We start from the raw sequence: 21468 nt of genomic DNA, 5'->3' as shown, positions 1-21468 counted from the left end.
TAGGAATCACACCAAACAAGAAAAGGGGTAAAAAAGCATGGGCATGAAAAGCAAGTCCAAAAAAATGATGATGCTGCTGATGGCGGCCATCATGGTCCTGTCTCTGGCTGCTTGCGGCGGCAATGGCAATGCCGGCAAGGAAAATGCGAACAATACCGCTGCCAACAACAAGCAGGAAACAAGCGAGCCGGCTACGCCGCCATCGGCTGACGAACCGGGGTGGAAATCGGATACTTCTCCGATCACGTTCGACTGGTACCTGAACTTTGCCTGGTTCCCTAATAAATGGGGCGTTGACCCGACCTCCCAATACGTAACGAAGAAAACCGGCGTAAATCTTAACTTTATCGTTCCTGCCGGCAATGAGAACGAGAAGCTGAACACGCTGATCGCTTCCGGCAAGCTGCCTGATTTCGTTACGCTGGGCTGGTATGAAGACGGCGTGAAGAAGATGATCGAAGGCGGGCTCGTTGAACCGTTAAATAAATTGGCCGAACAATATGATCCTTATTTCTTCAAAGTTGCCGACCCGGATAAGCTGGGCTGGTATACGCAAGAGGACGGAAATGTCTACGGTTATCCGAACTCCTCCTCGTCTCCGAAAGACTATGAGAAATACGGCGACACTTATGTATCCAACCAAACGTTCGTCGTTCGCAAGGATATTTATGAAGCGATCGGCAGCCCTGACATGCGCACACCTGAAGGCTTCCTGGCTGCTCTGAAAGCGGCTCAAGAGAAGTTCCCTGACATCAACGGCCAACCGCTGATTCCGCTGGGCTTGCATGAATTCACGGCTACCGGCAATGACTCCCTGGAGGGATATCTGCAGAACTTCCTGGCGATTCCGCGGCAAAAAGACGGCAAGTTGTACAACCGCGAAACCGATCCGGAATATGTCGCTTGGTTGAAAACGCTGCGTAAAGCCAACGAAGAAGGTTTGCTGGCGAAGGATATCTTCATTGACAAACGCGCGCAAATGGAAGAGAAAATCGCGCAAGGACGTTACTTCGCGATGCTGTACCAACGCACGGATTTTGCAGCGCAACTGGGTACCTTGTACCAACAAGATCCGAACAAGATTTATATCGCTGTTGACGGTCCTGCCAACTCCAAACTGGATCCGCCAACACTGAACGGTCCTTCGATCTCCGGCTGGACGGTCACTTTGATCTCCAAAGATGTGAAAGACAAAGCTCGTGCGATTAAATTCCTGAGCTACTTGATGAGCGAAGAAGGACAGAAGGACCTTTACCTGGGTGAAAAAGGCGTCAGCTATGACACGATTGACGGCAAAGACCAATTCAAGCCGGAAGCCTTCGAACTCATGAATAAAGACCGTGCTGCATTCGATAAACAATACGGATCCTCCTTCACGTTCTGGATGATGCAAAACACCAACATCACCCAGCAATGGCAGCCTGAATCGGTGGAACCTTACAAACAATTGGAAGACTGGACTCGCGGCAAAACGATCAGCGTCTCTGAATTCGACTTGATCGATCCGCTGGCCAACTCGGAAGAAGGCATCATTCTTAGCAAAATCAAAGATTTGCGCAGCAAGACCTTGCCGAAGCTGCTGATGGCACCGTCCGATGCCGAATTCGATAAGATTTGGGCGGATTACATCAAGAAGCAAGAAGATCTTGGACTTGCCAAAGTTCAGGCGTTCCAACAAACGAAGTATGAAGAGAATAAGAAGAAACTTGGCATGCAATAATTGTAATGCCCAAAAAAACGCCCGCGAATCGCGGGCTTTTGGGCGTTTATAAAAAGGAGTCGCACAGCAGATGGAGAGAAGCAGACCTTGGGCAGCATGGTGGGATTCATTTAAATATTGGTTTGGGCGCCGCTCGCTACAGAGCCGCCTGATTGCTTCTTATATTTTCATCATTTTGGGCCCCAGTGCGTTGGTGTCCTTTTATTCATATGATGCGATCAATAACATGTATGTAAGAGATGCCAAGGAGAAGAACAACTCGCTGCTGGAGATGGAAGTCCAGCATATCGATACGCAGATTGAATCGATGGTGCGGGCGGTGCAGGTCGCTTACGTCGATATCGAAGTTCAGGATTATCTGGCGAATACGACCGAGCCCGGCGCGGAAGAACTGGTCGATTTCAGCAACAACAGCTTCAAAAACTTGACGCGGATTCAATACTACAACCCGAACGTCGAGCATCTGCGCTTGTTCTCCAGCAGCAATGTCACCGAAATCTGGCCGATCTTCTTCCGGGAAAGCCGGGTGGCGGACGAGCCGTGGTATCAGGAGGCGAAGGAACTGAAGGGCATGGAATCCTGGTCTTTCTTGTATAATGATCCGGATATCATGGAGCGGTACGAGGGGCAAACTCCTGCTCCAACCCCAAAGGTGTCCCTGCTGCGGGAAATGAGCATCCCGGCCAACCATCATGTCGGAATGGTCCAGGTGGATATGCTGCTCGAGAAATTCAGCCCGAGAACCTACGCGGCTGCTCGGGACAGTGACTCTCAGATGGTGCTGATGGACAATAAAGCCCAGATTTTCACCCGGAAACAGGGCTCCTACCTTCAAGCGAACCCTGGGTTAGAGCAGGCCATCCGGGAGCGTATGAAGCGTTATCAGGAAACGGGAGAATGGAACATTCATTATAAAGAGAACGGAAAATCATTTCTGCTGCTGCATAAGCCCATAGAGCGGATCAATGCGGATCTGCTGAATATCGTATCCATGGACGGCGTGCTTAAAGAAATTTCACATATGCGCAATATCTTAATCGGAGCGAACATCGGATTTATTACACTGGTTACGGTCATCACTTATATTCTCAATGCGTTTATCCTCAAGAATCTCCGCGTGCTGACGGAAGAGATGAAGAAGGTGCGGCGCGGGGAGGCGTACAGCGGGATCACGATCCGCGGCGGAGGCGAGGTCGGTGAGCTGGCGCATCATTTCTCCAAGCTGATGAACACGATCAATACCTTGGTGGCTCAAGCCGTATACAAGGAGGCACTCACGAAGGAAGCGGAACTCCGCACGCTGCATAACCAAATCGATGCTCATTTTCTGTATAATACGTTAGAGAACATTAAGATGTTGGCTGAGATTGAAAACCAACGGCAAATCTCCGATGCGCTGACCTCCCTGGGAGGAATGATGCGGTATAACTTCAAATGGTCCGGGGAATACGTGAAGCTGCGCGATGAAATTCGCCACATCGAAAACTATATCGAAGTCATGAATATTCGTTTTGATGAACCGATTGAACTGCAGTTGGAGATTCCGGGAGATCTGCTCGATATGGAAATGCTCAAAATGTCGCTGCAGCCCCTGATCGAAAATGCAGTGAAGCATGCTTGGACCGGGGAAGAAGCGGGTCCGCGGAATATTTCGATTCAGGTTCTTGAATTGCCGCAAAGCGATATTCGAATCGTGGTTACGGACAACGGCAGAGGGGTTAACGAAACCACGCTGCAAGAATTAAACCTGGAATTGGAGAAAGTTGGCTTGAACGATAAGGTTCCCGGGAATTTTGTTTCGAATTCGTCGAACCATTACGGGATTGGCCTTCGCAATGTTCAAGAGCGCATTCGGCTATATTACGGTAAACAATACGGTCTGAAGGTATTCAGCGATCAAGGACAGTACACGCAGGTAGTGATGGTCATGCCGAAGGTGCTGTTAACAGGGAGGGTTGGCACAGATGATAAAACTATTGATCGTGGATGACGAGAAGAATATCCGCATCGGATTAAAGACGATGATTGACCGCGAATTCCCGGGTCAATACGAGCTCACCACGGCAGCTCATGGGGCGGAAGCCCTTGAGCTGTATCGGGCCCGCGGCGCGGACATCATCATTACGGATATCCGCATGCCCGTGATGGATGGGATTGCGATGATTGAAAAGGTATCGGAAGGTCCGCAGCCGGCCGGGCAGACCGGTCGGCCGCAGATCATCATCCTCAGCGGTTATGAAGACTTCAGATATGCCAAGGCGGCGATCCGGTACCAGGCTGTCGACTATCTGTTGAAGCCGATTCGCCGGGATGAACTGTTTGCCGCGCTGCGCAGATGCGAGGATAATCTGGCGAAGCGATCTCAAGTGGTGGAGCAATTGGCCGCGACGGAGAACTACCGGCTGCAGGTTCAATCCGTGCGCCTGCAGGAGCTCCTGCTGCAGCAGGAATTGGCGGGGGAGAATCTTGACATCTGGAGTTCCGAAATCGGTTTCGATCAATACGCCGTCCCCTTCTCGATTGCAGCATTGACGTACAAGAACATAGATGGCAGCCGGATGAAGAAAGAGGATTTGAAGTCGCTTGCGCAACATATGTTTGAAAACGTGGACGGGTTGCTCAGCGCCTCCTTGCTGGATCTGGACGGCCGAATGATTCTCGTCGGGGGGCCGCGCAGCAAGTTCGAGGACCTGTCGCTGCTGGCGGCAGAACGTGATCTTGACGGGTTGCTGATCGGTGTCAGTCAAGAGGGGAGCCAGCTCGCAGATCTGCCCCTGTGCTACCGGCAGGCATGCGAATCGTTGAAATATACCTTTATTTATCCGAAAGCCCGGTTGATCTGGTATGAGGATCTGCAGATGAAGCGGTTGTCCTATCCGGTGCCGCGTGAGGCGATCCGGAAGCTGGGCAATATCCTGGGCACGAACCGCGAGAAGGAGATCGGGCCGCTCCTTCACGAGATTTTTCGAGTGGATCAGCTGCCTGAAATGGATATGTCCTACCTGGAGGCGGTCAGCCGGCATATGAATGAACAAGTGCTGGATGAAGTGTTCCGCGTGTACGGCGAAGCCTCTGTTGACGTCCTGAAGCTGTACCGCAAGGTGGGGGATATGTCGAACTTCTGCCATTTTCACGACTATTATCGATCGCTCGAGCAGCTGTTGTCCGACCTCGACGAATATATCAAGGAAGTCCGGTCGGCTCATAGTGAGCATGGGGATATGAAAGAAGCGGTGGCTTATATCGAGAACCACTACCACCGGCAGTTGAATATGGCGATCGTCAGCAACCACGTATCCCTGAATTACTCCTATTTCAGCGAGGCATTTAAGGCGTATACCGGCGAGAGCTTTGTGACTTATCTGAAGAAGGTAAGAATTCGCAAAGCCAAGGAACTGCTCGGAATGGGTTCTCTGAAGTTGTCGGAAATCAGCAATGCGGTTGGATTCGAGAATACCCGTCATTTCTCCCGCGTCTTCAAAGAGCTGGAGGGCGTGTCGCCGCAGGAGTATCGGGACAAAATGGTGGCCGGCAGCGCCAGGTCGGCAGGAATCGGCGATCATCCGAACGGGGAGTGAGCCCGATTCGCCATAGCTCGTACCTTCAGGTACGGGCTTTTTTGGGTTGCCGGGAAATGATGAAGATTTCAGCGATTCAAATAGACCGTGCCCTGGCACTGATGTATAATTTATCCAAGTGCGCTTTGTAAGCGCTTTATTCCGGCACCCAGAAGTCAACTGCGGAAAGGCTCATTTCGGAGGGGATGAAAGGGAAGATGAAACGGATTCCGATGATGATTCAACTGGGAGTCATCTTGTTCTGCGTCATGGCGGTTCCCGCAATCATTCTGACGTTGTTCAGCGGGACACAGATATTGCGATATTCGGAGAAGGCGATTGCGGACTCCTCCCTGGCAGGTCAGGATGCGAACCGAAGACTGAACGAGAACGCCTTAAACAACCTGGCCCAGGATACGGTGCGGTTAACCGCCAGCCGGGTATTTGACCGAATTCGCCCGTACGAGACTTATGCCGAGCTGCAGAAGAATTATAGTCATGTGAGTCAGGCACTGGTCGTGCTCCGGGAACTGGTGAATTTGAATCACCGGGTGAACGGAGTGCAATCTTCTTATTTCTACCTCAATGACGCGGATTACGTGATTTCGACCGATAAGGGGATCACCACGCTGGATCGGTATGAATCGATCAACTGGATGGACGAGGCGCTGGTCGGGCGCAGAGGAATTAGCGGGGTATGGTTTCCGCGTCGATTGGCGAGCGGGGAGACGGTCGTATCTTATGTTCTGCCGCTAAACCGATTATCCACGACAACCCGCGGGACGATTGTCGTCAACTTGCGGGAAAGCCAGATAGGGACGTATCTGCAATCCGCAGAGCCCGGCCAGCAAGGGTTCCTGCTGCTGGATGCGGACGGAACCATTCTGTCGCATCAGGACAAGGCATTGCTGCTTACGGACGGGAGCCGACAGCCTTATATTCAGCAAATTCTGGATGACCCTCAGGGGAAGGGATATTCGTTCCACGAGCTTGGAGGGGAGCGGTTGTTATACACGTGGTCCCGTTCCGAGTTGTTCGACTGGTGGAACGTCAATATCTATTCCATGGACGCGCTGATGACCAAAACGCATAAACTGCAGCGGAATATCGCGTGGTTAACCGCTGTCGTCATCCTTGCCGGAACGGTCTTGACCGTATTCCTTGCCACCTGGTTGTCCAAGCCGGTGCGCCGGTTGGTCAGAACGGTCAGATCCAACGGCAGCCGGGGAGTGTCGGGCATGAATGAATTGGCTTTCCTTGATGCCGTATTTAAACGGATGCAAGAGGAGGAGGAGCAGCTCTATAAGCTGCTGCGGGAACGGGAGCAGGATGCCCGAAGCTTGGCCGTTCATCGCTTGCTGCGGGGGGAAGAGGTGCAGCCGGCTGCGGAGTTGTTTCCTGAGGCGTATTCTCTGGTTGCGGTTCTCTCGATCGACCGATACCGAAGATATGTAAACTCGACGAACCCGGAAACTCGGAGCTATCACCGGTATCTGATCGTTACGCATAGTGAAACTTTATTTCCTCCAGGCGTCATGGCGCGGTGCGTGTACCAAGGCGAGGGCTGCTTCGCCGTAGTGATTAACTTTGGACAAGGGGAAACCGATAACGGGTACGAAGGAATCAAGCGATCGCTTGAGACGCTGAGCCAATATGCGGGAGATTTGCTGGGCCATACCGTGACCGTAGGCGTCAGCAGCCGAACAACGGGGTGCACCGATCTTCGGGATCGGGCGGCAGAGGCGATGGAAGTCATCAAGCAGCGCATGGTTGGCGGCAGCGGCGGGATCTCCTTCTGGCGAGAGGAAGATGAGCGCGGCAAACATTATCTTTACCCTTCGGATAGCGAAAGGCGTATTTTGAACTACCTGGAGGCGGGAGATCAGAAGCGGCTGCTGGACGAATTGATCGTGATTCGCCGGGAAATTCAATCTGCTCCGTATATTTCCTACGACAATATCATGTTCATTTATCACCAGTTGATCGGCGTCACGATCAAGCACCTTCGAGAGAAGCCAATCAGCCCAACGCGAATTTTTGCCGGACGGGGCAATATCTATTCCGCCATTGCGTCGATGGATACATTGGATGAGCTGGACACCTACATGCGCGAGTTCTACCGCGACATCCTTCAGTTTCTGGCGCTGAGACCGGAGAACGAAGCGGGACATGGAGAGCGGATTCTCCGTTACCTGGATGCGCATTATGACGAAGAGATTGTCTTCGAGGATATGGCGAAAGAAATTGGCATCAGTTATTCATACATGCGCAAGATCGTTTATGAGATGACGGGAACGAGCCTCATCGACTACATAAATATGCGGCGGATAGAGAAAGCAAAGGGCCTGCTGCTGGAATCCGGAATGACGGTGAAACAGATCGCAGCCGAAGTGGGGTACGTTAACGTGCAGAGTTTTAACCGTTTTTTCCGGAAATACGAAGGGATGCCGCCGAGCAGTTATAAAGCCAGCAAGCTGCGGAGCTCGGGTTAGGAATGAAATGAAGCTGCTTTTGCTTCGGCTAGGGCCGGAGGAAGCAGCTTCATTTTTGCTTCAACAGATCACTATTGATGGTTTGCGCCTGTCCGCCCCTTATTTCACACCCAGAACGATCAAAAGTGATAGGCAGGATCAAAACTCAGGATTTACGGCGGATGGGACGCGGGGTATGATGTGACACAAACTCGCCATTGCCGATTTGCCGGGATGGAACCGAGTCAGACCAGACTGGAGGAAGTGAAGACTATGAAAATTGAAAGCGCTTCAGAACCAGGATCTAAACTGAGGTCGGATCCGCCGTTAGGCCGAGGGGCCGCGTTCCATTTCCGGCGGGACTGGGAACTGTATTTGCTGCTGTTGATTCCGTTGTCCTTTGTCCTGGTGTTCAAATACGCGCCGATGTCCGGACTGGTGCTCGCCTTTAAGGATTACAAAATCGCTCGGGGGTTCTGGGGCAGCGAATGGGTGGGCTTCGAGGTCTTTGCCGAGATCTTCGGCAAGCATGACTTTGGCCGCGCCGTCCGCAACACCCTTCTGCTCAATAGTCTCGACCTGGTCTTTAGCTTCACGATCCCCGTACTTCTTGCAGTACTGCTCAATGAGATCAAGAACGTCAAATTCAAACGGATCAATCAGACGCTGCTTTATCTGCCGCACTTTCTCTCCTGGATCATCATTGGAGCGATCGCCTACCAACTGCTAAGCGAAAGCAACGGGGTCATCAACAATCTGATAGCGATGATGGGCGGCAAGCGGGTCCCGTTTCTGCAGGAAGATACGAATTGGCTGATCAGCTATCTAGCCATTGGCATCTGGCAGAGCATGGGCTGGGGAACCATCATTTATCTGGCGGCCATGAGCGGCATCAACCCGGAGCTGTACGAGGCGGCGACCGTGGACGGAGCCGGGAGGTGGCGGAGGATGTGGAATGTGACGCTGCCCTCGATTCGCGCAACCATCGTCACGCTGCTCATCATGAATTTAGGCCGGGTGATGGAAGGCTCGTTCGAGCGGATTTTTGCTCTGCAAAATAAAGCGACCACCGAATTCACCACGACGATTCCGGTCCTGGTCTACCGCTGGGGGATCGAGAGTGGGAACTTCAGCCGGGCTACGGCACTCGGCTTGTTCCAGTCTGTGATTGGACTGACGCTTGTCCTGCTGGCCGACCGGGTCGCCAAGAAACTGGGCGAAGACGGACTGCTCTAAGAAAGGAGGCGAATCATGAAAACATCCGCAAATGCGCTGCCTCTCCGGCGCAAACCCCGCTACGACGTCTGGGACGTTCTGATTCATCTCGCGTTGATTCTCGCCTCGCTGGTATGTCTGCTGCCGTTTCTTCACGTTGTCGCGAAATCGTTAAGCGAGGATGCCTTTGTGATCGCGAACAAAGTGTTTCTGTGGCCGGAGGGGTTTACGTTAGAGGCGTATAGCAAAATTTTTGCCGACGCCAGCATCTTGCGCTCCTTGTACGTATCGGTGGTGGTTACGATTCTGTTCACGGTGCTCGGGATGATCATCACGATCTGTGCGGCTTATCCGTTGTCGCGCAAGCAGTTGAAAGGCCGGACCACGCTGACGTTCCTCTTCATGTTCACTTTGTATTTCACCGGCGGGATCATTCCCGAGTACATGCTGATCAGCCAACTCGGCATGCTGGATACGTGGTCGGCGCTCATTCTGCCGCAGGCGTTCAGCGCGTTTAACTTGCTGATCATGAAGACGGCGATTTCCAGCAGCATCCCGGTCAGTCTTGAGGAATCGGCGCGCATCGACGGCGCGGGGCACTTTCGCATCCTGTGGAGCATCGTCCTTCCGCTCTCCAAGCCGATTCTGGCCACGTTGTCGCTGTTCTATGCCGTAGGCCGCTGGAACGCCTATCAAGACGCGCTGTTTTACATTAAGCAACGGGTGGACCTGCGGCCGCTCCAGCTTAAATTGTATTATCTCGTCATTCAGGCGAGCGAAAGTTTCCAACTGGAGGCTACGCAGGTTTCACTAAGCAATCCCGAGGTCCTGAAAGCCTCGTGCGTCGTATTCGCCACCCTGCCGATCCTGTGCGTATATCCTTTTATTCAGAAATATTTTGTCCAGGGGGTGATGCTGGGGGCCGTTAAGGAGTAGTTCAAATCGATAAGGGGGAATTGAAAAAATGGGCAATAAGTTCACCTGGATCCTGATCTCTGTGATCCTTGCAGGTTTATTGTCGAGCTGTACGGGCGGCAGCGGTCAAAGTGCGAATTCGAACAACGGCTCGGAGGAACCGTCACCTTCCGTTAACAAGAGCGCGGACGGCAAGTATGCTGATTATTCAGCCGGCTTCCCCGAGAAGGTGACGCTGGAGCTTCCGGTTTATGAAAGGGCTTTCGAAGGCTGGAACGTCACCGACAACTACTATACGCGCTGGATTCAACAGGAATTCGGCGATAAGTATAACGTAACCGTGAAGTTCATTCCGATTACCCGCAGCAACGAAGTGACGGATTATGAGCAGCTGCTGGCGTCGCATAAGGCCCCGGATATTATTTTCCATTATGATATGCCCCAGGCTTTGGCTTACTACGGGGAGGGCGTCATGCAGGAGCTCGATCTGGATGAAATCGCGCATTATGCGCCAACGTATTGGAAAACGATGGGGGACACCCTGAAGCAGTACGGGTCGGTCGATAAGAAAAACGTGTTTTTCTTCGGCGAGCGCCCCAGTCTGGACAGCTTCACCACGCTGATCCGCAAGGATTGGGTCGAGAAGGTGGGTATGAAGGTGGAGGATCTGACCTCCCTCGAAAAATATAACGAGCTGCTGGCCAAGTGGAAGGAAGCAGGGCTTGGCGTCGGCGGGGAAACGTTGAAGAAGAACAACTACACGTTTAACTATGCGTTCCGCGACTGGCCGATCGACGAGAAATATCGCGCCCTCTATTCCGATCTGGGGGTTGCGGATCTGACCACGTCCGACACCGAACGTTACCTGCGCAATTTGAATGATCAGTATAACAAGGGCTTGATCGACAAAGAGTTTTATCTGCGCGATGATGAGAACAAAGCCAAGGCCGAATTTGTGGCAGGGAAAACCGGGACCTTCAGCTTCTATCTTTCCAGCAATACCGATGTGATCACCTCGACGCTGAAGAACAATCCGGATGCCCAGTTCGCGGTGCTGGATACTCTGGCCGGTGTGCCGGAAGGACGGAAGCCGCAAGGACGCGCCTACTGGCCGTTCGGGATGATTATGGGCATCAATTATGAGTCCAGCGAGATGGAACGCGCTGCCGTCTGGATGTATCTGGAATGGATGAGCCAGCCGGAGAACCTGTTCTTCCTGCAAAATGGCGTCGAAGGCGAAAACTATACGCTGGATGCCGACGGCATCGCCGTAAAAACCGCGAACTTCACAGGGGAGTCGGTACTCTCGCAAAACAACAACAAGGATTACTGGTGCCTCGTCGTCGAAACCGTGAAATACGAGGATCCGAAGAAGATGCGGGAAGCTTATCTGCGCAGCATGTCGCCGCCGGGATATGAGCAGTTGGCCCGGGATTCATTGGCTTTCTATGACAAGTATGCGGAATACCGTTCGCCGGATGCGTTGTACAGTGTGGTGCTTGAGAAGGTGAACGAATACAAGGCCGACCTGAATTCGCTGTTCCAGGAGCTGTATGTCAAGACTGCGATCGCGCCGGAGAGCGAGTTCGACGCTACGTACGAAGCGGCCAAGAAAACCTACCTTGAGGCAGGGTATCAGGAAATTCTCGACGAGAAGCAGGCGGCGATTGATGCCGGGAACTACAAATAGAGGCAAACGCGAGGAGGATGGAGATGTTGAGGCTGAATTTGGCCCCTTCCGAGCTGAAGCCGATCATCGAGCGAGTCGTGGAGTACACCTTCGAAATGGATCTGACCTGGGATTGGCCGTGCGGCGTGGCTTACTACGGGATCAGCCGGGTATTTGAAGCGACCGGGGAATCGGCCTACGTGGAACGGATGATACAGTGGTGTGAGGAGTACATCGAGGCGGGGCTCCCGGTCTGGACGGTAAACACCTGCGCGATGGGACATATGCTGATCACCTTGTACGAACAAACGAAGGAGCAGAAGTATCTCGATCTGATCCTGAGCAAAATCGATTACCTGCAGAACCAAGCTCCCCGCTTCGGGGATCGGGTGCTGCAGCATACCGTGTCGGCGGGGAATGACTTCCCCGAGCAATGCTGGGCCGATACGTTGTTTATGGCGGCGTATTTCATGCTGCGCACCGGAGTGCTGCTGGGGGAGAAGCCTTGGATCGACGATGCGCTCCATCAGTTCTACTGGCATATCAACTATCTGCAAAGCGAGGACACGGGCCTGTGGTACCACGGCTACAATCATCTCAGCCAGGATCATATGTCCGGCATCTATTGGGCGCGCGCCAACGCTTGGGCAGCGTATACGATGGCCCGGGCGGCCAAGGGATTGCCGGAAGCCTACTTATATCCGCCGATGATGCACATTTGGAGCTCCTTGCGCGATCAGCTTGCCGCGTTGAAGAAGCTGCAGCATGAGGACGGCCTGTGGGGGACCGTCTTGGATTATCCGGGAGCTTACGGCGAAGTGTCCGCTACGGCGGGGATCGCGGCGGCGATGATCACCCAGGGCAATCCGCTGCACGCGAAATATGTACAGAAAGCGCTGGACGGGGTGCTGGCGAACCTCTCCGGGAACGGGCGGGTCCTGAACGTATCGGGCGGGACGGCGGTGATGAAGGATATCGAAGGGTATCTCCAGGTGGACCGGAAATGGGCGCAAGGCTGGGGGCAAGGGCTGACGCTCGCGCTGCTGGCCGCCGTGATCGAGAACGAGCAATTGTCACGTTCATAAAAAAGCAGCGGTTGAGTTCATGCCGATTAACTTGAATTCCGAGCCTGCCGGTCGACCGCCAGGCTCACTGTATAATATTCGGCGGTTCGGGCAACATGATCTAAAATCATAACCGAATATGCGTGGTGAAGCTCATGCGGGGACAACGCATCAATCTTCTCGTACCGCCCGGAAGGCATGAAGCAGATCCAGGCACAAGTACAGAGGATCATAAAAAATGGAGGGTACACGATGAAACTTGAAGGAAAAGTAGCAGTGGTCACCGGGGCAGCATCGGGAATGGGGAAGGCGATTGCGGAGTTGTTTGCGGCAGAGGGGGCGAAGGTCGTCGTGTCCGACCTGAACCTGGAGCAGGCCGGGAAGGTTGCTCAAGACATCGAAAGCAAGGGCGGAGCGGCTATGGCAATTACGGCCAACGTTGCCGTTGAGGAAGAGGTGCAGCGATTGATCGATGGAGCGGTTGACCGTTATGGTACCGTGGACATCCTGATCAATAACGCGGGGATTATGGATAACTTTGTTCCGGCCGCCGATGTGACCGACGAGCTGTGGGACAAAGTATTTGCCGTGAATACGACGGGGCCGATGCGAACGATTCGCAAGACACTGCCGATTTTTACGGAGAAAAAAGCCGGGGTGATTGTGAACATCGCTTCGATCGGGGGGTTGTTTGGTTCCCGCGCCGGGGCGGCATATACCGCTTCCAAGCATGCGGTTATCGGACTCACGAAGAACGTTGGATTCCAATATGCGACCCTTGGCATCCGCTGCAATGCCATCGCGCCGGGTGCGGTTCAAACGAATATTGGAGCGACCCTGACGGCGGTGAATGCCTTTGGGATGGAACGTGCGCAAGCGGGCATGGGGATGAATCCCGGCATCGGCGAACCGGAGGAAATCGCGAAGTTGGCCTTGTTCCTGGCCTCCGAGGATTCAAGCTTCGTGAACGGTACGACGATAACGGCAGACGCCGGCTGGACGGCTTATTAAGCGGATGCTTGATGGATTGCATAAAAAGCGGACCTGAACCGTACCCTAACGCCTAAGCAAGCAGGATTGACGCATGGAAAGGAGAGTGCAGCTAGGCGATGACGAAGGAATCGGAATCTCAGGAAGAAGATCAGGAGAAGGCACGGAAAGCCAAGCGGACGGAGACGTCAAAATCGGCCGAAGATACGGAGTTTGCCGAAGAGTTGACGAACAGCGATATCGAATCGGCGTTTCAAAACCCGGTTACCGGTGAGGAACGGCTGTACTGACGGTTGAATGGACGGACAGCAGAGAAGACAGACCTTTTGAAGGCAGAGGCTGTCTTCTTTTGCTTGTCTGCGGAGGGTTCAACTTGACAATCCCGGTGTGACTGTATACATTTGAAAGCGCCGAGCGTTTCGGCATTCGGCAGCAGCCTGGTTTAACCGAATACGACGCTATCAAGCCGGCAATCAGCGGATTCATGAAATGATTCAAGAACTGATCCATTTGTTTGAGTTAAGGGAGGCCGATACGGATGAGCATGAGCACGATGGACCTAATCAAAAGCCGAAGAAATATCAAGGCGTTTAAACCGGACCCGATCGACGAAGGGGCGTTGATGAGTTGGCTCGAAGCGGCAAGCTTCGCCCCGAACCATCGCGGCAACGAACCGTGGGAGCTGCTTCGCATCGGGCCGGAAACGCGGGCGAAGCTGAAGCACAAGAGCGATTTCTGGGGGGCTCCCGTTGTTCTCGCGCTATTGTCCAAACCCGGAGCTACCGGAATTGAACGTGACGAGAATGTGATGGCAGCCGCTTGCTTCGCGCAAAATTTCCAGCTAGCCGCCCATGCAGCGGGTGTTGGCACGTTCTGGTCGTCCATCGGCGGCTTGCCCCACAACCGGGAGCTTCTTGGTGTGTCGGAGGGCTACGAGGTAATCGGGGTATTCGGCATCGGGTACCCGGCGGAAGTACCGGCGGCAAAGCCTAGAACGCCGATCGGAGAGAAAATCCAAACGCTGCCGTAAATCGGCGGATGACGTAGTTGAAGAATACCATCGATGGATAAAAAAGCCGCGTTTCTCCTTAAATAAGAGGGACGCGGCTTTGTATGTTACTTATTGATAAACGGCTAAAAGCATGCTATAGTTGAATAGCATGCGTCGAGGTTTGTTCAATAAAGTATACCTTTCCTAATTTTATTGTACAGAAAAAATCACTTCGCGTCAACCCCCATTTTTGCGAAAGGAGTGCTGCTGATGGATAAAGAGCTAAAGCGGGAGCAGGAACGGTTGGACCGTGTGATGGAGGTGCTTTCGGAGAGCATCGGTGATCTGGAAGAGGATACCTCGCGCCGCAGGAATGAGGTTGTTGAATTCCGCAAGCATTTCTGGGAAGACGTCACGGTGAATTTGGATAACTTTGACGACTTTCTGGAAACGGTCATCAGTTTACGCCAGCAAGCCGAGGTGTTGTCGCTAAGCCAAAGCAGCCATCGCCAAGCTTCCAAACGCCGAGCGGCGCTGCTTCGAATGCAGGAGAATCCTTACTTCGGGCGGATTGATTTCGCTGAAGAAGGCGAGCCGGAGACGGAGCGGGTTTATATCGGCGTCTCTTCTTTGATGGATCCAAGCGGGGAGAAGTTTCTGATCTACGATTGGCGGGCTCCGATCTCCAGCGTGTATTACGATTATGCCCCGGGCCCGGCGGAGTACGTTACGCCCGGAGGGACGATACGCGGGGAATTGGAGCGGAAATGGCAATATCTCATTCGCCGCGGGCGGATTGAATCGATGTTTGACACCTCGCTGACGATTGGAGACGAGGTGCTCCAGCAGGTGCTGGGCCAAACTGCGAATTCGCAGATGCGCAGCATTGTGGCTACGATCCAGCAGGAGCAAAACCGGATCATCCGGCATGACCGCGCCCGGCTGCTCATCGTGCAAGGTGCTGCCGGCAGCGGAAAGACCTCGGCCGCTTTGCAGCGGATCGCTTATTTGCTGTACAGATACCGCGAACGAATGACGGCAGACCAGATCGTATTATTTTCACCGAACGCGATGTTCCAGACCTACGTATCCGGCGTGCTTCCCGAGCTTGGCGAGGAAAATATGCAGCAGGTGACGTTCCAGGAATACCTGGATCACCGGCTTGGCGGGCTGTTCGAAGTTGAGGATGCTTACGCGCAGCTGGAATATGTGCTGACGGCAAACGGGGCCCCGGATTACCCGGCGCGAATGGCGGCGATTCGGTTCAAGGCGTCGGCGTCTTTTTTCGAGGCGATTCAGGCTTACCGTTCATCTCTGGAGCAAGGCGGCATGCGATTCCGCCCTCTGCAGTTCCGGGGAGAGGCGGTGGTATCGGTTGAAGAAATGGCAGAGCAGTTCTACGGCGGAGACGCATCTCTGCGATTCTCCGGGCGAATCGAACGGCTGATGACATGGTTGAATGAACGGATCGCCGAAATCGAGAAGCAGGAGCGCCGCAAGTCCTGGGTGCAGGATGCCATCGAGCTGCTCAGCAACGAACAATACGAACGGGCCTATGAGCGAATTCACAAGAAACACGGGCTCACCGAGGATTCGGACGAAGAGATTGAAGGTGAACGATTATCCAGAGAGCTGGCACGAATGATCGTGCGCAAGAAGCTGAAGCCGGTGCGGGAACAGATCCGCGAGCTGCGGTTCATCGATCTGGCCGGGGTGTATAAGCAGTTCTTTGAACTGCCGATCATCCGTACAGGCTCCGGGATGGAAGCAGAGGCGCCGGAACTGCAGGAAGCCTGGCCGGATATTTGCCGCCTCACGTTGCAGAACCTGGACAAGGGGAAGTTGCTGTATGAGGATGCAACTCCATTTCTGCTGTTGCAGGAGTTCATTCTGGGGTTCCAGACGAACGTATCCATCCGCCATGTTTTGATCGATGAGGCGCAGGATTACTCTCCGCTTCAGTTCGAGTTTATCAAAAGGCTGTTTCCGGCTGCGAAGCTGACGGTCCTCGGCGATTTCCATCAGGCGATCTTCGCCCACGCCGCCGGTACGGCGGATTTTCAAGGGCTGATCCGGCTATACGGACCGGAGGCCACCGAGACGATTCACTTGCGCCGCAGCTATCGGTCGACCCGGCCGATCGTGGAGTTTACGCGAAGCCTGATCCCTGACGGCGAAAGCATCGAGCCGTTCGAGCGGGACGGGGAGAGGCCAACGTTGATCAAATTGACCGACGTTGACGCGCTGCACCGCCGTCTTGAACATAGCATTGCCGATCTGAGGGCGCGCGGGGTGAATACGATCGCCATCGTTTGCCGTTCGGCAGCGGAAAGCGCAGTTGCCTATGCGGCTTTGAGTGGGGAACGTATGGCCGAGCTCAAGCTGGTCACCCGCGATTCGATCGAATACAAGCAAGGCGTGGTGGTCATTCCGGCCTATTTGGCCAAAGGCATTGAGTTCGATGCGGTGCTTATTTACGATGCTTCGGCACAGTCCTATGGTGAGGAGAGCGTGCGGCGACTGTTTTATACCGCCTGTACCCGGGCGATGCACCATTTGCACCTGTTCAGCGTCGGGGCGACCAGTCCGTTTCTGGAACCGGCGATCAACCAGGGGCTTGTATTGGTTAAATAAGCAAGGGAAGTAAGGCCATTCGAAAATACGCGATTTCCCAATTGACAAAACGTTCCAAAAGGAATATGTTGTAAATAGTAAGTCGTAAGTAGTAAGTAATAAGTGATAAGTGATTAGCGTAAAGTTGGAAGCAGGAAGTTCGGGAGTGACATTCTGGTTGGTGGAGGTCACTCGATTCCAGAACGATAGGGGAGTTTGGCGATGGCAGAATTGAAGGAGCTTACCTTGGCCCAGCGGTTCTCGATGATCGCGCTGAATGCGCAGCGAAGCAACATGATGACGACCGTGAAGAAAATCTCGCTCCGCGTGATGGCGGCGGCGGTCATTCTGGAGGTAAACCTGGAAGGAGGGTTAACCGCTGCGAATGGCAAGATCGAGAATGCACCGGTTCCGGGGAGGAATGCATCGAGCGGGGATTTGGCTTACCGGGAAGCGATCTTGAAGCCGGTCGGGTCGAAAGTGCGTGGCCGTCAACTTCAGCTGCCGTGGTGGTTAAAGCAGGCCTCCTCGCTGCCCAAACGGACAATGGACCGTTTCGAACTCGTCATGGCGAAGTCCCTTTCAGATCTGGGAATGATGGAAGAGATCCCGAATTTGCTCGGGTGCGATATGTATTACGAGTCGGCGGGCGTCACGATCAAAGAGTACCGCTGCCCGATCCAAGAATATACGAGGATTACGGAGGGGTTCCGGGCGGAAATCCTGGAGGAGGGGCCGATCAGCGACGATGCGGTTTGCCTCTTGTGGCTGCTGCGGGAAAGCGGCTGCTTGCCGGACCTCTTTTCGCGGAATGAACTGGACCTTGTGGCGACAAGAATGAACGAGCTGGACCTAAGCGATCCGTTGGCCCATACGATCTTTCCAATACGAATCTACCGGGGATGGGAATTCGGGGTGAAGAATGCACTACGCATGAAAAAATCGTTCGTCCGCACTACGGTCGGCACCGGCATGCTGTTCTTGTTTCCTTTGCTGGACCGATCGCAGGCGGTATTTATCGAGACGGAGGCGTGGTTCTCCAACTCCAAGCAACGGCTGGAGGCCGTCAAAGAGCGGCTTGAAGTGCAGGGCCATGTATTTACCGTCCTGAAGGACGGGGAGATCCCCATGATCAAAATCGACAATCTGGTTTATGAAGCGGTTCCGCATTTCGTGACGGTGCGAGTGCCGATCCAAGGGGTGCGGCTGCTTCCGAAACGCCCGATCTAAAGGAGTCCTGCCCCATGTCCAGACAACGATCCATGGAAGCCATTCAAGCTTCGGAGTTCGTCACGATCGGCGAACTGGCGAGGTTGACGGCTACCCGATATAGCACCTTGAAGTTCTACACGGAGGAAGGCATGTTGCCGTTCGAGCAAGCTGAGGAGAATCTGACGCGTCGGTACCGGCGGGAAGAGACGGTGGAACGAATCTCGCGGATCAAACAACTGCGTTCCGAAGGGATGTCGGTCCCGGAGATCAAAGCGAAGCTGATGGTGGAATAATTGACTCGTCAGGAATAGACCTCTGCTTTTGGCAGGGGTTCTTTTTTAATATATACTAAGGGAAGTAGGAATGTGAGCGTCGGACGAATGGGATGGGATCGTTCGTTCTGATTCTTCGTTCCAGGGGACTAATAAGATGACGGAAGGTGTTGGATTTTGAAGCAGGGTCATCGGGAAAATTATGGCTGGCTATGGATGACGGCATTTTTTGTGTTGTTGATATTGGGAAGCAACCATTTGTACGGATACTCCTTGCTGGACAGCTTCTTGGATTTCATTGGAGTGGGGAGCTGGGCGAAGGAAGGGCGGTTGGGTTGGCATATTACATCCCTGATCACGATTCCTTTATTAGTGCTGTGTTTATATCAAACGGTTCGTTGTATACGGAAGAAATATCCAAGAATTCTACTTCTAATGTTGGTCGCCTCGGTTATCTTGAGCGAAGTGTATCTTCCATTAACCAAGGGGATCGTTAGTGCCGGTGAATGGATTAACAAGATGATCATCCTTTAACTATAAAATATAGTGACAACAAGCGCCCAGCCTAAGATAAGAGCTATCTCTGGTTAGGGCGCTTCGTATGTAAGTAATGCCAGCCAATCGTACATACCGAACGAATACGATTTTGAAGGAGCTGCTAGTAATGAGTGATTTCCAAGTTGATGTAACAAAAGGGAGTGAGTTCATTTTACAGGATCAGGCTGAGGCCTCCGTTAAGAACTGGCGGGGAGTAGAAAGTCTGTGCCTGAATGGATTGGCCATCCTCCCGCATTTGTCTATTTCTGAGGGAAGCATTGACGTCTATGTCGGTTCGGATGAAACGAGCTATTGCGGCTTGGCGTTTCGAATTGCCGACCCGTTGAATAACGGAATGGTTCCTTCATGATTACGGTCGTGTGGCCTGCGAAGAGAACGGGAACTTCAATTTACATCGATTTCTCCCCGCGTCGGTATCGGAGGCAAGACTATCTCGAAAATTCGGATACGTCTCTTTCAGTAATGAATTGTCGGTATCGTTATCTTCGGGAATTCATCACATGGATATCCAATTAAAAAGAACAGAAATGTTTGGATTTGGCTTTTGTTTATCCCTGCTTAATGGTCAGTACGATTTACTGTCTTGCGATATAGGGGGATAAATAGCGAACAAATGTTCTTTTCAATGATGGAAGGTCATGGTATAATTGGTGGAGGAATTGAACTTGAAGGCGACGAGGATTCTCGATTGTTTATATGTGAATAGAGTTTCAATGACTCGGCCAAGGCCGTAAGGAGGAAGATTTCCATGAACAAGAATCAAGCCGTTGAATTGATCACGTTATATTTTGAGTCCTGGGTGGAGCAAAACTACGAGAAGTTTGCGCGCACCGTCCATGAAGAGGCGATGGTTAGAGAATGCACGGGGGCTGTTATTCAAGGAAAACACGAACTGGACCGATGGTTTACGGAATGGAATGAAAACGGAAACAAGGTAGACTATTGGAACATTCACCGGATCGGATTTGATTCCGAGACGCGGGTCGCCTTTGTAGAATGGACCTTCAAATGTGTGTTTGAAGGGATCGAATATGAATGGGACGGGGCTAGTATTGTATATTTCCGAGACGGTCGTATTGTAGAACTGAACGAATACGAGATGAAGAGGGATAAATTCCATCCTTACTCCTAAGCAGGGGGAGATCATGAAGCGTATTTACCTCATACGGCATGGTAAGGCACGGGGCCAGGAGCCCACGGCTGAACTTACGGAAGAGGGGCATCTTCAAGCGAGGCATTTGGCCGATTTGTTCGGTGACCGATCTATCGATCGAATTGTCGCCAGCCCTTACCGAAGGGCAATCGCTACGATTCGTCCGCTGGCCGAGCGAGCAGGTTTACCCATCCAAATGGATGATCGACTCTGTGAGCGGGTTTTATCTTCCGCTGATTTGCCCGACTGGATGGATCACTTAAGGAGATCATTTGATGACCTCGATCTCAAGCTGCCAGGAGGAGAATCCTCCCGCGAGGCAATGATCCGCGGAGTCGCCGCGATCGAAGACCTTATGGAGCAGCCGGGGGAGAATCTCGTTGTGGTGACACACGGAAATCTGATGTCCCTGATTTTGAAATATGAGGATGATTCATTTGGGTTCGAGGCGTGGAGCCGTCTTTCGAATCCAGATGTGTATGAGCTTAGTTGCTTCGGCGATAAACGCCGGGAAATCAGGCGTCTGTGGAAATGAACCGTTTGACTTGGCTGGGGCCCGGTCCACGGCTGCGGGATCTCGTCCACATCTTAACGGGGGGAATTTAAATGAGGATTGAGCAAGCCAATCAAACCAATTTAGATGCCGTAACCCATTTCGCGTTGAAGCTTTGGCCGGAACATGAATGGGCGGAGCTGCGGAGTGAGTTCGAAGAATTGCTCACATCCGAGAAAGACAAGGTCTATCTGGCTGCCATGGATGATCGCTATATCGGTTTCTTGCATATGTCCCTTCGTTTTGATTATGTTGAAGGCTCCAGCTCAAGTCCCGTCGGGTATGTGGAAGGAATCTACGTTGACGAGAATCATAGAAACCAAGGCGTCTCCAGGAAACTGGTAGAGGCGGGGGAAGTGTGGGCGAAGTCTAAGGGATGTAAAGAGTTGGGATCGGATACAGGTTGGTACAACCAGGTAAGCCAAGCGTTCCACCAGAAGATCGGATTTAAGGAAGCCGGAAGAATCGTAGCGTTTATTAAGGAGATTGAATAACCCAATGGGGAATGATCCGGG

General features: G+C 52.9%; 19 protein-coding genes. All 19 read left to right on the top strand.

What is annotated here, in order from left to right:
- Window positions 1–37 precede the first annotated feature (37 nt).
- The 19 genes from BN3795_RS18660 to aac(6') all read left to right on the top strand — a co-directional run bounded on the left by BN3795_RS18660 (window position 38) and on the right by aac(6') (window position 21447).
- The gene (locus tag BN3795_RS18660; protein ID WP_068786205.1) at window positions 38–1720 is read left to right on the top strand and encodes an extracellular solute-binding protein; all 1683 of its coding nucleotides are present in this window, start codon (window positions 38–40) and stop codon (window positions 1718–1720) included.
- Between the two features lie 70 nt (window positions 1721–1790).
- Complete coding sequence (locus tag BN3795_RS18655) at window positions 1791–3710, top strand: cache domain-containing sensor histidine kinase (protein ID WP_068786204.1); 1920 nt, start codon at window positions 1791–1793, stop codon at window positions 3708–3710.
- Window positions 3685–5298 (top strand): response regulator, encoded by a 1614-nt coding sequence (locus BN3795_RS18650; RefSeq protein WP_068786203.1) that lies wholly within the window; start codon window positions 3685–3687, stop codon window positions 5296–5298. The genes BN3795_RS18655 and BN3795_RS18650 overlap by 26 nt, the downstream gene beginning before the upstream one ends.
- A gap of 197 nt (window positions 5299–5495) precedes the next feature.
- On the top strand, window positions 5496–7769 hold the full coding sequence (locus BN3795_RS18645; RefSeq protein WP_068786238.1) for a helix-turn-helix domain-containing protein: 2274 nt from the start codon (window positions 5496–5498) through the stop codon (window positions 7767–7769).
- Between the two features lie 252 nt (window positions 7770–8021).
- The gene (locus BN3795_RS18640; protein ID WP_068786202.1) at window positions 8022–8984 is read left to right on the top strand and encodes an ABC transporter permease; all 963 of its coding nucleotides are present in this window, start codon (window positions 8022–8024) and stop codon (window positions 8982–8984) included.
- A gap of 15 nt (window positions 8985–8999) precedes the next feature.
- Window positions 9000–9899, top strand: coding sequence for a carbohydrate ABC transporter permease (locus BN3795_RS18635; RefSeq protein ID WP_068786201.1), 900 nt, complete (start codon window positions 9000–9002; stop codon window positions 9897–9899).
- 28 nt (window positions 9900–9927) lie between these two features.
- Window positions 9928–11568, top strand: coding sequence for a type 2 periplasmic-binding domain-containing protein (locus BN3795_RS18630; RefSeq protein ID WP_068786200.1), 1641 nt, complete (start codon window positions 9928–9930; stop codon window positions 11566–11568).
- Window positions 11569–11591: 23 nt separating this feature from the next.
- Window positions 11592–12632, top strand: a complete 1041-nt coding sequence (locus BN3795_RS18625; protein ID WP_068786199.1) for a glycoside hydrolase family 88/105 protein — start codon at window positions 11592–11594, stop codon at window positions 12630–12632.
- A 231-nt stretch (window positions 12633–12863) separates the two neighbouring features.
- On the top strand, window positions 12864–13622 hold the full coding sequence (locus tag BN3795_RS18620) for an SDR family oxidoreductase (protein WP_068786198.1): 759 nt from the start codon (window positions 12864–12866) through the stop codon (window positions 13620–13622).
- A gap of 98 nt (window positions 13623–13720) precedes the next feature.
- Window positions 13721–13891: a hypothetical protein gene (locus BN3795_RS25640; RefSeq protein ID WP_198524766.1), complete on the top strand. Its 171-nt coding sequence runs from the start codon at window positions 13721–13723 to the stop codon at window positions 13889–13891.
- A 254-nt stretch (window positions 13892–14145) separates the two neighbouring features.
- Window positions 14146–14631, top strand: coding sequence for a nitroreductase family protein (locus tag BN3795_RS18615; protein WP_068786237.1), 486 nt, complete (start codon window positions 14146–14148; stop codon window positions 14629–14631).
- Between the two features lie 231 nt (window positions 14632–14862).
- Window positions 14863–17226 carry an RNA polymerase recycling motor HelD gene (gene helD / locus BN3795_RS18610; protein WP_068786197.1) on the top strand — a complete coding sequence of 788 codons (2364 nt, stop codon included), beginning with the start codon at window positions 14863–14865 and terminating at the stop codon, window positions 17224–17226.
- A 201-nt stretch (window positions 17227–17427) separates the two neighbouring features.
- Window positions 17428–18435, top strand: coding sequence for a hypothetical protein (locus BN3795_RS18605; protein WP_068786196.1), 1008 nt, complete (start codon window positions 17428–17430; stop codon window positions 18433–18435).
- A gap of 14 nt (window positions 18436–18449) precedes the next feature.
- Complete coding sequence (locus tag BN3795_RS18600; RefSeq protein ID WP_068786195.1) at window positions 18450–18710, top strand: helix-turn-helix domain-containing protein; 261 nt, start codon at window positions 18450–18452, stop codon at window positions 18708–18710.
- A 146-nt stretch (window positions 18711–18856) separates the two neighbouring features.
- Entirely contained in the window at window positions 18857–19186 is a 330-nt protein-coding gene (locus BN3795_RS18595) for a hypothetical protein (protein ID WP_198524765.1), read from the top strand.
- Window positions 19187–19353: 167 nt separating this feature from the next.
- Window positions 19354–19596 carry a hypothetical protein gene (locus tag BN3795_RS18590; protein WP_068786193.1) on the top strand — a complete coding sequence of 81 codons (243 nt, stop codon included), beginning with the start codon at window positions 19354–19356 and terminating at the stop codon, window positions 19594–19596.
- A 399-nt stretch (window positions 19597–19995) separates the two neighbouring features.
- Window positions 19996–20379 (top strand): nuclear transport factor 2 family protein, encoded by a 384-nt coding sequence (locus BN3795_RS18585; RefSeq protein WP_068786192.1) that lies wholly within the window; start codon window positions 19996–19998, stop codon window positions 20377–20379.
- A 13-nt stretch (window positions 20380–20392) separates the two neighbouring features.
- Window positions 20393–20935, top strand: a complete 543-nt coding sequence (locus tag BN3795_RS18580; RefSeq protein ID WP_068786191.1) for a histidine phosphatase family protein — start codon at window positions 20393–20395, stop codon at window positions 20933–20935.
- Between the two features lie 71 nt (window positions 20936–21006).
- Window positions 21007–21447, top strand: a complete 441-nt coding sequence (gene aac(6') / locus BN3795_RS18575) for an aminoglycoside 6'-N-acetyltransferase (RefSeq protein WP_068786190.1) — start codon at window positions 21007–21009, stop codon at window positions 21445–21447.
- The last annotated feature ends 21 nt before the right edge of the window (window positions 21448–21468 follow it).

This window comes from Paenibacillus phocaeensis (assembly GCF_900021165.1).
Classification (GTDB): Bacteria; Bacillota; Bacilli; order Paenibacillales; family Paenibacillaceae; genus Fontibacillus; species Fontibacillus phocaensis.
This window is presented reverse-complemented; position numbering and strand designations above follow the sequence as displayed.

What these genes read in the sequence shown, in the direction of transcription:
- BN3795_RS18660 (WP_068786205.1), top strand. Translation starts at nt 38, where the DNA reads ATGGGCATGAAAAGCAAGTCCAAAAAAATGATGATGCTGCTGATGGCG.
- BN3795_RS18655 (WP_068786204.1), top strand. Translation starts at nt 1,791, where the DNA reads ATGGAGAGAAGCAGACCTTGGGCAGCATGGTGGGATTCATTTAAATAT.
- BN3795_RS18650 (WP_068786203.1), top strand. Translation starts at nt 3,685, where the DNA reads ATGATAAAACTATTGATCGTGGATGACGAGAAGAATATCCGCATCGGA.
- BN3795_RS18645 (WP_068786238.1), top strand. Translation starts at nt 5,496, where the DNA reads ATGAAACGGATTCCGATGATGATTCAACTGGGAGTCATCTTGTTCTGC.
- BN3795_RS18640 (WP_068786202.1), top strand. Translation starts at nt 8,022, where the DNA reads ATGAAAATTGAAAGCGCTTCAGAACCAGGATCTAAACTGAGGTCGGAT.
- BN3795_RS18635 (WP_068786201.1), top strand. Translation starts at nt 9,000, where the DNA reads ATGAAAACATCCGCAAATGCGCTGCCTCTCCGGCGCAAACCCCGCTAC.
- BN3795_RS18630 (WP_068786200.1), top strand. Translation starts at nt 9,928, where the DNA reads ATGGGCAATAAGTTCACCTGGATCCTGATCTCTGTGATCCTTGCAGGT.
- BN3795_RS18625 (WP_068786199.1), top strand. Translation starts at nt 11,592, where the DNA reads ATGTTGAGGCTGAATTTGGCCCCTTCCGAGCTGAAGCCGATCATCGAG.
- BN3795_RS18620 (WP_068786198.1), top strand. Translation starts at nt 12,864, where the DNA reads ATGAAACTTGAAGGAAAAGTAGCAGTGGTCACCGGGGCAGCATCGGGA.
- BN3795_RS25640 (WP_198524766.1), top strand. Translation starts at nt 13,721, where the DNA reads ATGACGAAGGAATCGGAATCTCAGGAAGAAGATCAGGAGAAGGCACGG.
- BN3795_RS18615 (WP_068786237.1), top strand. Translation starts at nt 14,146, where the DNA reads ATGAGCACGATGGACCTAATCAAAAGCCGAAGAAATATCAAGGCGTTT.
- helD (WP_068786197.1), top strand. Translation starts at nt 14,863, where the DNA reads ATGGATAAAGAGCTAAAGCGGGAGCAGGAACGGTTGGACCGTGTGATG.
- BN3795_RS18605 (WP_068786196.1), top strand. Translation starts at nt 17,428, where the DNA reads ATGGCAGAATTGAAGGAGCTTACCTTGGCCCAGCGGTTCTCGATGATC.
- BN3795_RS18600 (WP_068786195.1), top strand. Translation starts at nt 18,450, where the DNA reads ATGTCCAGACAACGATCCATGGAAGCCATTCAAGCTTCGGAGTTCGTC.
- BN3795_RS18590 (WP_068786193.1), top strand. Translation starts at nt 19,354, where the DNA reads ATGAGTGATTTCCAAGTTGATGTAACAAAAGGGAGTGAGTTCATTTTA.
- BN3795_RS18585 (WP_068786192.1), top strand. Translation starts at nt 19,996, where the DNA reads ATGAACAAGAATCAAGCCGTTGAATTGATCACGTTATATTTTGAGTCC.
- BN3795_RS18580 (WP_068786191.1), top strand. Translation starts at nt 20,393, where the DNA reads ATGAAGCGTATTTACCTCATACGGCATGGTAAGGCACGGGGCCAGGAG.